This is a genomic window from Rhizobacter sp. P2_G4, assembly GCF_056403575.1.
In genome coordinates, this window is sequence record NZ_JBFUFG010000002.1 from 101532 (window position 1) to 114110 (window position 12579).

Genomic DNA, 12579 nt, shown 5'->3' on the forward strand with positions numbered 1-12579 from the left:
AGCATGTTGAAAGTAGAAGGCGTCAACCAGTACTACGGCGGCTCGCACATCCTGCGCAACCTGTCGTTCGAGGCCAAGCTCGGCGAGGTGACGGTGGTGCTCGGCCGCAACGGCGTGGGCAAGACCACGCTGCTCAAGAGCCTGATGGGCGTGGTCCCGGTGAAGACTGGCAGCATCCACCTCGATGGCTCGCCGATCACCAACGACACGCCCTACGAGCGTGTGCGCAAAGGCGTGGGCTATGTGCCGCAGGGCCGCGAGATCTTCGGCCGCCTGACGGTGGAAGAGAACCTGCGCATGGGCCTGGCCTACAAGAGCGGCAGCACGCCGATCCCGGCAGAGTTGTTCGACCTCTTCCCTGTGTTGAAACAGATGATCAACCGCCGCGGCGGTGACCTCTCGGGTGGCCAGCAGCAGCAGCTGGCGATTGCCCGCGCACTGGCCGCGGGGCCGAAGCTGTTGATCCTCGACGAGCCGACCGAAGGCATCCAGCCCAGCATCATCAAGGACATCGGCCGTGTGATCCGCATGCTGGCCGATCGCGGCACCATGGCCATCGTGCTGGTCGAGCAGTTCTACGATTTCGCGGAAGAGCTGGCCGACCAGTACCTGGTGATGGAGCGCGGCGAGATCGTGCAACGCGGCCTTGGCGACAACATGGAATCCGAAGGCGTGCGTGCGCGCATGTCGATCTAGACCACAAGGCAGAACGGCCCGCCGAAGCGAGCCGTTTACCACCAGAGCGTTGTCTCAGCTTTAGAGCGTGTTGCTGATTTCCTGGGTCGCAGCAGCGTCGTTCGCCTTCACTGCGAGCACCTTCACATCGTTCGCTGTGATGGAGGCGGGCAGCACCGTCAACAGCCAGTCAGCGTTGTTGGTGACAGTGACCGGCGCCAGGAAGAGCGGCGTCTTCGAGCCGGTAGCCGTGATGGTCAGGTTGTAGGCACCCGAGCCGACGGTGAAGTCGACGGAGTTGGCGCCCGAGGCCGGGTTGGCGGTCTTGTAGGGGACACCGGCGAAGTTGGGCTGCACGGTGTTGATGTCGACGCCCGCCTGGGTCAGGTAGACGTCGACAGTGCCCGCGTTGGCGGACGCGTGCAGCACCCGCACGCGGGCGTTGTTGGCGGTCAGTTCCTTGTCGTACGGGTCGGAGATGAACAGCACTTCGGCGCCGGTGATGTTGGCGTCAGGTACGGCGACCAGCGTGTACTTCCCGCCGCGACCGGCGTCGAACGGTATGGTGCCCACTGTCACGTTCCCGGTGGAGGTGGCGACGCGCCATGTGGCTGTGCCGGTAGACACGTCGTAGTACTGGGAGGCGCCCTTGTAAGACACGCTGGTGGCGTCCGCTTGTGCCACGTCATTGCGGTAGAGCGTGAGAGCCGGGCTTGCGGTGGCCGCGTGGACGAAGCGGACCTTTGGGTCGGCAATGTTCAGGCGGTCGTCGAGGCTGTCGTCTCCTCCGCCGCAAGCGGCAACGAGCAAGACGGGTGCGGCAGCGAGCAGGAGCTTGTAGATGGATTTCATGATGAGCGGCCTCAGTAGGTTTGTTGGGATGCCTCGCCAAAAACGGCATCGGGATGACGTCTGCAAGTGCGTGCAAATTTATGTGTGCTCGCCCAAAAGCCGTGTCAGACGCCTTGGGCTTGTCAGGTGGGCGATGCCTGAGTTGCCTGTCGGACAAAGCCTCAACTTGGTGCGGCAGTGCAGCAGATTGGCTTGTGGGGCAGGTCGCTTGCCAGTGCGGGCCACAATGCCGGCTTCTTTGCTTGTGCACGTACTTCCATGATCACTGTCCATCACCTGAATAACTCGCGCTCGCAACGCGTGCTGTGGCTGCTCGAAGAGCTGGGTCTCGACTACGAGATCAAGCACTACCAGCGTGACCCGGCGACCATGCTGGCGCCCGAATCGCTGCGGCAGGTGCATCCCTTGGGCAAGTCGCCCGTGATCACCGAAGGCGACGTGACCGTGGCGGAATCGGGCGCCATCATCGAGTACCTGATCGAGCGCCATGGCAACGGCCGGCTGGTGCCTGTGGCGGGCTCGCCAGAGCGCCTGCGCTACCGCTACTGGCTGCACTTTGCCGAGGGTTCGGCCATGCCACCGCTGCTGCTCAAGCTGGTGTTCATGACGATCATGCAGGCCAAGATGCCGTTCTTTGCAAAGCCCATCGCCCGCGGCATTTCGGGTCGCGTGTTGAACACGCTCGTCGACCCCAACCTGAAGCGCCAGCTCGATTTCATGGAAGCCGAGTTGGGCAAGAGCGAGTGGTTTGCCGGCAGCGAATTCACTGCCGCCGACATCCAGATGAGCTTTCCTCTGGAGGCGGCTGCACAGCGGGCTGGCCTCGATGCGTCTCGCCCGCGACTGATGGCATTCCTGAAAAAGATCCATGCGCGGCCGGCGTACGCCCGCGCGCTGGAACGCGGTGGTCCGTACAGCTTCGCCAACGACTGATCACGCCACCCCCATTGGAGGGGGAACCCCCGCCATTGGGGCGGAAGGCCGGTAACAGTTCGTACGACCCCGCACCGACAGAGGGTCGGCTGACAAAATTCCCAGGCAATCAAGCCCAGGAACAAGAAAAATGCTCGACCGACTCAGCGACGCGGCCCAAGGCGCTGTCAGCAGCTTGACCAGCGCGGCGCAAGCGCAGCTCGCTTCGCTGCTCGCCGGCTGGACCAGTGCTCAGCGCCTTTTCACGCTGGAAGGTGAGGGCTCGATCAGCGAGTTGATGGTCGAACGCTTCAGTGCCGTCGACGCCATCAGCGAGCCCTTTCAGCTGAGCTTAAGTACGCTCAGCCTCAACGCATACATCCGGCCGCAGGCCTTGCTGGGTCAGCGCTTGACGTTGAACACCACACTGTCCGACGGAAGCCGCAGCAAACGGAGCGGTCTAGTCTTTCACGCCGCGCAAGGCCCTGCCGACGGCGGCATGGTTCGCTACCAGCTCACCGTCCAACCCTGGGTGGCCATGCTGGCGCATGGCAGCCACAGCCGCGTATGGCAGGACAAGAGCATCACCCAGATCATCGACGACGTGCTGGGTGCCGACTCATACCGCAGCCATGCCGCCTGGCAATGGGGCGAGGTGGCAGAAGACGGCAGCACCGAGGACCTGCAGGCCTTTTTGGCGCGGGGTCCCAACGCAGGCGTGCGCTCGTATTGCGTGCAATACCGCGAGACCGATCTCGTCTTCGTGCAACGCCTGCTGGCCCAGGAAGGCCTGGGCTGGCGTGTTGAAGAGTCCGACAAGGCGCCGAGCGGACATCAGCTGGTCTTCTTTGCCGACAGCACGCGCTGGCCGCAGAACATCACCTCGAAGGCCAAGCTCGGCGGTGCCGGTATCCGCTTCCATCGAGGCGCTGCGGTCGAGCAGCAAGATGCGATTCAGAGCTTCGGTGGCTTGCGTCAACTCAACCCTGCCAGCACCGCCGTCCTGCAGTGGGACTACCAAGGCAAGCGTGCCGTGGCAAGCGAAGCCCCCACCGCCTTTTATTTCGGCAGCAAGAACATCCAAGACATGGCCTCGTGGCTACAGCATTACGAGTTGCATGGCGCGAGTGCAGACACCGGCGAATGCACCAGCGGCCAAGTGCAGCACCGCGCCACGTGCCACCAAGAGGCCTTCGAAGCGCGCAACAAGACCTGGGTCGCCCGCGGCACGGTGCGCAGCCTGCGTGCAGGCCAATGGTTTGCGCTGGCGCAAAGCACGCTAGACGCGCTGGGCGAGTTGGGCCAGGCCGCTGCCGATCGCGAATTCAGTGTGCACACCGTGCACAGCCTCGGCATCAACAACCTGCCCAAGGAACTGAGCCACCAACTGGCCCACACCGCTCATCAGGAAGATGCATTTGCTGACTTGAATGGTGCGGAGCGTGAATCGACTCTGCTGTCTGCGCTGAACGACGATCCGGAGCTGGCGATCCAGGCTGCCGAACTCGGGTATGCCTGCCGCTTCCAGGCCATTCGCCGCGCGATTCCGTGGCGGCCCATGCCAGTGAATCAACCCACCGCGCTTGGACTGCAATCAGCCATCGTCGTCGGGCCTGGCGGCAACGTCACGGCCAGCGGTGCGGATGAGCTGTACACCGATGCCATGGGCCGCATCAAGGTGCAATTCCATTGGCAAAGCGCTCCGCACGCCGATGCGCGAGACGACAACCGCACTACTTGCTGGGTTCGCGTGGTGCAGCGCTGGGCCGGCGCGGGCATGGGCCACCAGTTCATCCCGCGCATCGGGCAGGAAGTGCTGCTGCAGTTCATCGAAGGCGACATCGAGCGGCCCATCGTCACCGGTGCGCTCTACAACGGCCGGGGCGAAGCCGGCTTGCCAGCCACACCCGGCGGCGCTGCAGCCGAGAGCGACACCAGCGCCTACAGCGAGAGCAGCGACCACCGCCCGAGCGCACAAGGCAATCTGATGGGCTCCGGTGCCGGTGGCCACGCACCTGCCTGGCACGGTGGCGCCGCAGGAGCGGCCACGACCGATGCGAAGGCACAGAACAACGCCGCTGCAATGAGCGGCGTCAAAAGCAAGGAGTTCGGTGGCGAAGGTTTCAACCAGCTGGTCTTCGATGACACGCCCGGCCAGCTGCGTGTGCAGCTGGCCAGCACGCAGCACGCCAGCCAACTCAACATGGGTTACCTGATCCACCAGGCCGACAACCACCGTGGCAGCTTCCGCGGCCAGGGCTTCGAGCTGCGCACCGATGCCTACGGCGCCATCCGTGCCACGCAGGGCCTGCTCATCAGCAGCTACGGCACCGGCCTCAGTGATCCCGCAGGCGACAACGCCCCCGGCATGGCCTTGCTCAAGCAGGCGATGACCCTGGCCGACAGCTTCAGTCAAGCCGCCAAGACGCATCAGACCACGGCGCTTGCCAGTGCCATCGGCACGACGAAAACCGGCACCAGCGCCCTCAGCGACAAGGCCGCGCCGATGAAAGCGCTGTACCAAGCGGCCAGCGGCACCGTGAGCCAAAGCGCGCTCGACAACGCGATCAGCGACGCGAACAACAAGAGCACCCAGGCCGGCAACGGCAAACTGCCGCACACCACCGACCCCATCGTGGCGATCTCTGCCAAGGCGGGCCTCGCGACCGTGGCAGGGCAAGACATCCAGTTCGCCAGCGGCGAAGGCATCAGCTGGCAAGCCGGGCAAGACCTGCACATCGCAGGCGGCAACCAATTCCGGGTGAACACAGGTCAGAGCATCGGCATCCTCGCAGGCGCAGTGCAAGCGGGCGAGGGCGCGAAAGGCAAGGGGCTCACGATGATCGCGGGCCAAGGGCCGGTGCAAATGCAGGCCCAGGCCGGTCAGGCGCAGGTCGCAGCCAAGGGCTTGATCAATGTGCAAAGCGCGAACGCGCACATTGACTGGGCGGCGGCGAAGAAGATCACGTTGGCGACATCGGGTGGAGCGCAGATCGTGATCAGCGCTGATGGGATTACTTCGCTGTGCCCAGGCAAGATCACCGTCAAGGCGGCGCAGAAGAGCTTCATCGGAGGCGCGAGCGAAAGTTATGCATTGCCCGGCTTGCCGAAACGAGTGTGCATTGCATGCCTGCTCAAGGCGCAAGCGGCGGGAGCGGCATTCGTGCCGCGCTGAGGATGAGCACATCACACTCCCCGTTGTGGCTTGGGCTGCAGAAGCTATTGCTTGATGAGCAGGGTGACAGGTTGTATCTGCTGGTCAATCAATCTGCGTTCGCCAGCAATATGAGGTCCATCGAAGCGCTGTCATCCTTTAAGAAGCAGCCTTTGCTCGGGCAAGGAGCGGATGCTTGGCGTGACAGCGCCACGCCATTCGTCGCCGCATTGCAAGGCGCCACTTCGGACGAAGGAAAGATGCGGGCGCTTCGGCGTCTGTCCGACGACGGGTGTTATGGCAGCGCCCTTCATGTGATCGCCAGTGACTTGGCGTTGCACGCCCTGGCCGACGAACTGACCGTTCGTTGCGAAGCTCTGCTGCCAGACGACTACGAGGTCTTGCTCAGGTACTTCGATACTCGCGTTCTGACGTCTCTGATAGAGGTGATGACCCCCAAACAGTCAGCGATGTTCTTTTCGTGTTCGCAGCGCTGGCACTATGCCGATCGACGCGGTGTGCTAATTCAGGCTCACTTGGTCGATGAACAGACTGAAAGCGCCGTATCGGCTCCCTTGGTCTTGTCGATCGTTCAGCAGAATGCCTTGATCCAGGCTGGTGAAGTGGACGCAGTCATTGACGTGCTCATGCGCAACAAGATCGTGCCCCTGCTTGACATGCCCTTTCCGGAGCGCCATCCGACCATCAGCCGCCTTATCAACGCGGCCGAGGGTTGGGCGCTGAGTTCCACGCCCGATCTCGCCGCCTACTGCAGCTTGGCTCTGCTCCAAGGTGCGGGCTTTGACAAGGATGAACCTTGGAGTTCTCAGTTGGCATTGGTGAAGAGAGGTGACATGAAATTCTCGGATGCGTTGGCGTTCGTTGATGCGCAGCTTGTATAGCTTTCAAGAACCAATCTGAAACGACAGGACCACCATCGCATGAGATTTCTGCCAACACGCCGCTGCTCCGAGAGAGTGCTGGAGCCGCTGATCCGGATCTCGGTCGCGATAGGCTGTGCAGCGTCTGTGCTCATGGCCTGCGACAGTTCTGCAAACGGGCTGGCGGCGCCGAAAGCTGCCAGCGGCAAGCTCCAAACCCCTCCCGAGTGGCCGACTTTCAACGGCGTCAAGCTGTACACCGGACCGCATTCGACTCCCAAAGGGTTGAAGGGGCTCACGATCCGGGGCTTCAATTACACCGATTTCTACATCGGCGACTTTGCAGTCGACGGTGCAGGCGGTGGGAACGTGGAAGTGTCGGATCAGCATACGGGCGGCGGCAAGGGTACTTGCTGTGCGCCCATCCCTGGAGGAATCGACTTGCCGACTACGGTGGAGATCTCCTGGAAGCGAGACGGTGATGTCCCGTACTGCAAACAGGAGGTGCTGCTGAACGGTCCGGTGCCGAAGGAGCCCTACGCATTCGATGTTCATTTCTATCAAGACGGAACTATCCAGGTGGCGATTTCCGAGTTCGATACGGACGTCCGTGTCCGTCTGGATCGGTTCAGTGCGCTTCAGCGCAAAGCTTCCGGCAATGTGAACAACGACACAAAGTTCTCAAGGTGCGGTCCATGAGCAAGACAATTCAGCCACTGGAACAGTCTGGGGGCGACAAACAGAGCGGGGCAGACATCGCTGATCTGCGCACCCAAGCAACAGAACGTCCAGCAGCACCTGCAAGCCCGAAGCCTGAATCAGCTGCTGCTGCGGTTGCTTGCTCCGCAGGGAAGGCGGCGCCTGGCTGCCAGCAGCGGATCACGATGTCGATCTTCTTTGATGGAACCGGCAACAATCTGGATGCAGACACGCACACTGATGAGCATAGTAATGTTGCCCGCTTGTTCAGAGCCCACCCGCGTGACGACTCCAGCCAGCAAATTTTTGCGCGCTATGTGCCCGGTCTTGGCACTTACTTCAAAGACATAGGAGATCCCGGCGGAACCGCGACAGGCCGCGGTGCGGGAGCCTATGGACAAGAACGCCTCGACTGGGCGTTCAAGGAACTCGCAAACATCTTGAACACGGCGGAAAAGCGAGCTGCCGACAACAAGAGCCAGATCATCGAAGTTCGACTTGCCGTATTCGGTTTCTCACGAGGTGCGGCTTCCGCACGCGCCTTTTGCAGAGAGCTTCAGAAGTCTTGTATCGGCACACGCGGCCATCACAAAGTGCGCGCGGGTGCGATGGGAAGTTCTGGCATCGTCTTAAAGGGCGGCTATCCCATTGAGGTCTACTTCCTGGGAATTTTCGACTCCGTGGCATCTGTCGGCCTCCCTCTTGCGGCGAACAACATTGCCGCCGCCCGACGAAACGAGAACACTTGGCGTGGTGCGGGAGGGGTGGGTGAAGACAACCTGACGGGGCTCGCGTTCGGCGAGCCGGGGGCCGATCCGTCGCCAGGCATGGCAGATGGTCATGCAGATTGGGCCGATGGGTTGAAAGTAGCTGACGTAGTAAGCCAGTGCACTCATTTGGTAGCTGGCCACGAAATTCGCAACTCCTTTCCCTTGGACAGCGCATTGCATGGCATGAGCTATCCCTTGGGCGTTTCGGAGATGGTTTTTCCTGGTGTGCACTCAGATGTCGGTGGCGGGTATCGCCAAGGCGAAGGCGGACGCAACTCCATGCTGTCGAGGGTGCCGCTGCGAGTGATGCTTGATGCAGCTGTCAAGGCTGGAGTTCCTCTGCCCAGTTTGACCCAGCTATCGCAGGCCTCACTCGACAATCAAAAGGATTTTGCGCTCGACGAAGCTGGCGCCAAGGCCTACGCGGACCTGCTAGTACTGTGGAAGAAATACATGGGCACCGTCGTGACCGGCGGGCAGCCTCTAGGCGCAGTTGTGTTGTCTCACATGCGCGAGTACTGGAAATACCGTATCACGGTAGCGATTGAACGATCCAACCCCGCCAATGCGGAAAGACGGACCCCCAGGGCTCTGAGGAAGCGTGTTTTGACCCCAGAGCAGCAGACGATTTCAAACAATGAAAAAGAGTTTGCGCAAACGCGGGCGGTGCTCGAAACAGATGCAGTAGAGAAAAGGCGGGCCTATACCGCCTTACAGGCGCAGCGTGAGAGCGCTGAGCAAGCACTTGAAGCTGCCCGATCCAGTTCCGGTTATACGAATCAGGTGCCCTTGTGGAAAGGACAGGTGGATCAACTCAGCAGGCAGGAGACAAGAGCCCATGATCAATGGCGCGCCGCGCAGGCCAAGGTTGATGGTGCTGCCAATGACAGCGAGTTGATTGAGAACCTTGATGACTACGATGCTTGGTTGCTGCAAGATGCCGAGTGGCTCCACTTCCAGCATAACAAGTATCCCGAGCGGCGGATGCGTCCTCACTATCGAGCGCTGCTTGATGCGTACGAAGAAGTCGTCAAGGGCAAGCGCCCTTTGAGCCGTGAGTCCGATGTGTACCAGTTCTTCAGTCGGTATGTGCATGACTCCCTTGCAGGCTTTGCTACCGACAACACTCGACCGTCAGACCCTCGGGTGATATACCTGGGTGGGGACCTGAAGTACCGTTATGCGAAGGTGGAGGACGCACAAGAGTCTGTGATGACGGGCTAATCCATCCAATGTACCCAGGACTTCGCGGTTGAGATGCAGTTCCGGGCGAACCAGTGGCACCTCAGCGGTCAACTCCCATGCCGACGAGCACGTCACGAATCAGCTTGGCATTGTTGTCACCGTTTGCTGTGCCCTTTTCTTCGATCTGATCCGCCCGTTCAAACAACGGCATGAACATGCCAAGCTTGTCGACCGGCCCTCGCAGCGTGATCGTGCCTTGCTGTTCGAACGCTGCTGACCACGCATCTCTCACTTGGTCCCAGAACGTGCGCGTGCGTTCGTAGTAGCGATCCGCTGCCGCAAAGTCGGCATCACGCAGGCGCTCATAACGCGCCATGCCGTACTCGCGTGCCACGTAGGGGCGGCTGCCGTCGATGCCGCGTTGCGCTGTGAGTACCGTCTTGAGGTTGTTCTCCTCTTGCGTCCAGCCGGTCGGGCCGATGGTGTGGCGGTTGGTACCGAGGAGCACCTGGTAGTCGTCACGCACGCTCCATTCGCGTCGAGGCAGCGGTCGCCAGGTGTCTGCGCTGAGCCAAGTGGAGAAACTGGCTGAGTGTTGCCAGCCGCCGATGCTCGCGTAGCGCGGCGACTCGTCCACTTGGTAGACGGTCTGCATCCAAGCGCCTTGCCGCTCCGCATCGGCTACCGGCCGCCGTTCCCAGCGATCACCACCTTTGTATTCGACGATCGCATCGGGCTCGTAGCGCCAGTCCTGGCGCCAGTGCTTGGTGACGAAGGGATCGCTGATCTTGCCGTTCTTGTCGAGCAACCGCATCTCGAGGATGTGGACGAGGCTGACGAAGCCAGCTTCGTCTTTGTCGACGTAGACCTTTTCCGTCCCCCAGGATTGATAGGGCCCGAGCGGTTTGCCGGTCGCGGCATAGGTGGCGACCTCGAGAAAATCGAAGGTGACGCGGTAGGTGCCTGCCATCGCGAGGATGGCCCGACGATCGCGTTCCTGCGGTGTGAGCCCCGGTGCCTGGAGCGCCTTCCAGGCCGCAGATGGTTCGTGGTCCAGCGTCACCGGTGCGCCGCGAGTCGAACCACCGCGTGGCTTGAGCGCGCTGCCATCGAGCGGCCATGAGAACGTGTAGCGAGGTGGCTCCGGCGGAGCCTTAGGCACGGGTTCGGCTGCACGGGCACCGAAGTAGGTGCCGAACCACGCGACAGCCAGCGCGTAAACGATCCACGTTTTGAAAGCCTTCATGCGACGGTAAGGGCCTGTCAGATCAACAACCCAGTGTACGAACGCTGCCGATAGCAGCGGCTGTTTGACCGGGTGAAGGGTGCGGTCTTGATCAGGTCCGCCACACACGTGGCGGCGTCGCGGGCAGTGACCAGGCCAGCGCTCTCCACCGCCGCCAGACTTCGGTCAGCAGATGCATCGCCGGCTCCACGCGGTGCGCCAGTGCACGCAGCACCACCACCTCGGCATGCGGCGCGGTGCAACCTGCAGTGGCTCGCAAAGGGGCCGCATCCATGGCTTCTCGCGCGGCATCCAGCAGGGCATCTCGCCGCGGCGTGGCAATCGCTTGCCCAGCGGCGAACCACATGGTCGCCAGCACGCTGCGGCCCGCCCAGCCCAGCGGTGAGTCGAGCAGGCGGCTGTCGCTGCCATCGACCGTGCCGCGCTCAAGCCACACGCCGGGCAGCTCGATCTGTTGCGTGTAGCGGCCTGCATTGAAGCGCTCGTTGCTGGCCGGCAGGCCGAGTGCCAGCACATCCCAGCCGATCATCTCTGCGCCGGGTGCGAGCTCGAAGCGCATGCGGTTCTCGGCCAGCGTGTTGCGATAGAGGATGGTCTCGAGCGGCAGCCACTCGAGCCGCGCGCCGTCGTCCACTTGGGCGGTGAGCATCTGCTGCGCCAACGCGCCGGTGCTGCGGTAGAAGCGGGTGGCACCCGGTGTGGTGATCAACGCATGGCTGCCGGTGCCGACGTGTGCGCTGATCTGCAGCACGTCGCCGCCCACCACGCCGCCGGGCGGGTGCACGAGCACGTTGTGGCAGATGGCGTCGCCTTCCGGGTACAGGCTCTGAAGAATGCGCAGCGGGCCGTTGTGCTCGTCGTGCACGACGCTGCGTTGTGCCTTGTTCCGGTAGGTGAGCTTGAGGTGTCCGTGCCAACCCATGGTCATGTTCTCTTCGTTATGGCTAGCGATGGCGCGTTGCGCACATGCGGGTTGAGCTGCGTGACAACGGCCATCCCCACATACCAGGCCGCAAACAACAGCGCGGTCGGCGTGCTGCCGATGTGCTCCAGCAGCAAACCGCACAATGCCGCGCCCAGCGGGTTGAAGCCAAAGGCCAGCAGCCGAAAGCTGCTGTTGACGCGACCTTGCAAGGCGTCCGGGATCAGCGCCAGCCGGTAGCTGAACTGCACGACGTTGTAGACCGGCGCCAGCGTGTAGACCAGCGCAAAGACGGCGCCGAGCAGATAGAACTTCGGCACCACCAGGTACAGCGGGAACAACAAGGCCTGTGTCCACACTACCGCAACGATGACTTGCCCGAAGCTGAAGCGCCGCTGAATGCGCCCGCCGATCAGCGAGCCCGCGATGCCGCTGATGCCACCGATGCTGAAAACGAGGCCGATGTCGAGGTCGCTCGCACCCATCTGCTTGGCCAGCACGATCAGCAACAGCGGCGTGGCAGCGTAGACGAAGTTCATCGCACCCGTCAGCAAGGCCATGTAGCGGATCAGCGGCTGGTGCCAGAGCCAGCCCAGGCCTTCTGCGATCTCGGCCTTCAGCCGACGCGTGGCAGTGGCGGGCGGGTTGCGAAAGTCGGTCTTGATCTTCCACAAGCAAGCCGCCGACACGAGGTACGAGAACGCGTCGGCAACAAAAGGTGCAGCGCGCCCCAGAGTCTGGAACATCAGTGTGCCGAGCGACGGGCCGGCGATCTGCGCGGCGCCGAAGGCGGCTTCGTTCTGCGCCGCGGCCCGCGGCAGGTCAGGCGTCGGCACCACGCGCGACAGCGCGGCCACCTCGGCGATGTTGAAGAACACATAGAGGCTGCCCTCGGCGAATGCGACAGCGTAGATGTGCCAGAGCGTCAAGGAATCGAACCACAGCGCCAGCGGAATGGTGAGCACCACCACGGCACGGAGTACGTCGCTCACGATCATCACGCGCTTGCGGTCCCAGCGGTCGATCAGCGCACCGACCGGCAGGCTGAACAGCAGATAGGGCAGAGCGCGCAGCGCTGACGCCAAGCCAGCAGCGCCGGGGGATTCGGTGATCGCCAGGATCAGCAGCGGGTAGATGATGGCTGCGGCGCTGGACCCAAGCGTGGACACGACCTGGCCGCTCCACAGCAGCATGTAGTCGTGGTTCTTCCACAGCGTTGCGGCGGCGGGTTCTCGGGGCGGTGTAGTCACGTCGGGGGCGACGATATCCGATCAGCTGACGGC

At 62.5% G+C, this 12579-nt stretch carries 10 protein-coding genes; 6 read left to right on the forward strand and 4 right to left on the reverse strand.

The features are described from left to right. The first annotated feature begins 3 nt into the window (after positions 1-3). Complete coding sequence (gene urtE / locus AC1DYS_RS07105; RefSeq protein WP_477897494.1) at positions 4-696, forward strand: urea ABC transporter ATP-binding subunit UrtE; 693 nt, start codon at positions 4-6, stop codon at positions 694-696. 60 nt (positions 697-756) lie between these two features. On the opposite strand, the gene AC1DYS_RS07110 is transcribed toward urtE, so the two are convergent. After that, complete coding sequence (locus tag AC1DYS_RS07110; protein WP_477897496.1) at positions 757-1527, reverse strand: DUF4397 domain-containing protein; 771 nt, start codon at positions 1525-1527, stop codon at positions 757-759. Between the two features lie 258 nt (positions 1528-1785). Here AC1DYS_RS07110 and AC1DYS_RS07115 point away from each other — a divergent pair, with 258 nt between their 5' ends. The 5 genes from AC1DYS_RS07115 (at position 1786) to AC1DYS_RS07135 (ending at position 9167) form a co-directional block, all read left to right on the forward strand. Beyond that, entirely contained in the window at positions 1786-2460 is a 675-nt protein-coding gene (locus AC1DYS_RS07115) for a glutathione S-transferase family protein (RefSeq protein WP_477897498.1), read from the forward strand. Positions 2461-2590: 130 nt separating this feature from the next. After that, positions 2591-5614 (forward strand): type VI secretion system Vgr family protein, encoded by a 3024-nt coding sequence (locus AC1DYS_RS07120; RefSeq protein WP_477897500.1) that lies wholly within the window; start codon positions 2591-2593, stop codon positions 5612-5614. Continuing rightward, positions 5566-6495 (forward strand): DUF4123 domain-containing protein, encoded by a 930-nt coding sequence (locus tag AC1DYS_RS07125; RefSeq protein WP_477897502.1) that lies wholly within the window; start codon positions 5566-5568, stop codon positions 6493-6495. The genes AC1DYS_RS07120 and AC1DYS_RS07125 overlap by 49 nt, the downstream gene beginning before the upstream one ends. Positions 6496-6534: 39 nt before the next feature. Then, positions 6535-7173, forward strand: coding sequence for a DUF3304 domain-containing protein (locus AC1DYS_RS07130; RefSeq protein WP_477897504.1), 639 nt, complete (start codon positions 6535-6537; stop codon positions 7171-7173). Beyond that, complete coding sequence (locus AC1DYS_RS07135) at positions 7170-9167, forward strand: phospholipase effector Tle1 domain-containing protein (protein WP_477897506.1); 1998 nt, start codon at positions 7170-7172, stop codon at positions 9165-9167. The genes AC1DYS_RS07130 and AC1DYS_RS07135 overlap by 4 nt, the downstream gene beginning before the upstream one ends. A gap of 61 nt (positions 9168-9228) precedes the next feature. Here AC1DYS_RS07135 and AC1DYS_RS07140 read toward each other — a convergent pair whose 3' ends face one another. The 3 genes from AC1DYS_RS07140 to AC1DYS_RS07150 form a co-directional block, all read right to left on the reverse strand. Next, the gene (locus tag AC1DYS_RS07140; protein ID WP_477897508.1) at positions 9229-10374 is read right to left on the reverse strand and encodes a DUF6607 family protein; all 1146 of its coding nucleotides are present in this window, start codon (positions 10372-10374) and stop codon (positions 9229-9231) included. A 91-nt stretch (positions 10375-10465) separates the two neighbouring features. Further along, complete coding sequence (locus tag AC1DYS_RS07145) at positions 10466-11296, reverse strand: urease accessory protein UreD (RefSeq protein ID WP_477899580.1); 831 nt, start codon at positions 11294-11296, stop codon at positions 10466-10468. 2 nt (positions 11297-11298) lie between these two features. Further along, complete coding sequence (locus tag AC1DYS_RS07150; RefSeq protein ID WP_477897510.1) at positions 11299-12546, reverse strand: MFS transporter; 1248 nt, start codon at positions 12544-12546, stop codon at positions 11299-11301. Between the last annotated feature and the right edge of the window lie 33 nt (positions 12547-12579).

What these genes read in the sequence shown, in the direction of transcription:
- AC1DYS_RS07120 (WP_477897500.1), top strand. Translation starts at nt 2,591, where the DNA reads ATGCTCGACCGACTCAGCGACGCGGCCCAAGGCGCTGTCAGCAGCTTG.
- AC1DYS_RS07115 (WP_477897498.1), top strand. Translation starts at nt 1,786, where the DNA reads ATGATCACTGTCCATCACCTGAATAACTCGCGCTCGCAACGCGTGCTG.
- urtE (WP_477897494.1), top strand. Translation starts at nt 4, where the DNA reads ATGTTGAAAGTAGAAGGCGTCAACCAGTACTACGGCGGCTCGCACATC.
- AC1DYS_RS07145 (WP_477899580.1), bottom strand. Translation starts at nt 11,296, where the DNA reads ATGGGTTGGCACGGACACCTCAAGCTCACCTACCGGAACAAGGCACAA.
- AC1DYS_RS07135 (WP_477897506.1), top strand. Translation starts at nt 7,170, where the DNA reads ATGAGCAAGACAATTCAGCCACTGGAACAGTCTGGGGGCGACAAACAG.
- AC1DYS_RS07110 (WP_477897496.1), bottom strand. Translation starts at nt 1,527, where the DNA reads ATGAAATCCATCTACAAGCTCCTGCTCGCTGCCGCACCCGTCTTGCTC.
- AC1DYS_RS07130 (WP_477897504.1), top strand. Translation starts at nt 6,535, where the DNA reads ATGAGATTTCTGCCAACACGCCGCTGCTCCGAGAGAGTGCTGGAGCCG.
- AC1DYS_RS07125 (WP_477897502.1), top strand. Translation starts at nt 5,566, where the DNA reads ATGCCTGCTCAAGGCGCAAGCGGCGGGAGCGGCATTCGTGCCGCGCTG.
- AC1DYS_RS07140 (WP_477897508.1), bottom strand. Translation starts at nt 10,374, where the DNA reads ATGAAGGCTTTCAAAACGTGGATCGTTTACGCGCTGGCTGTCGCGTGG.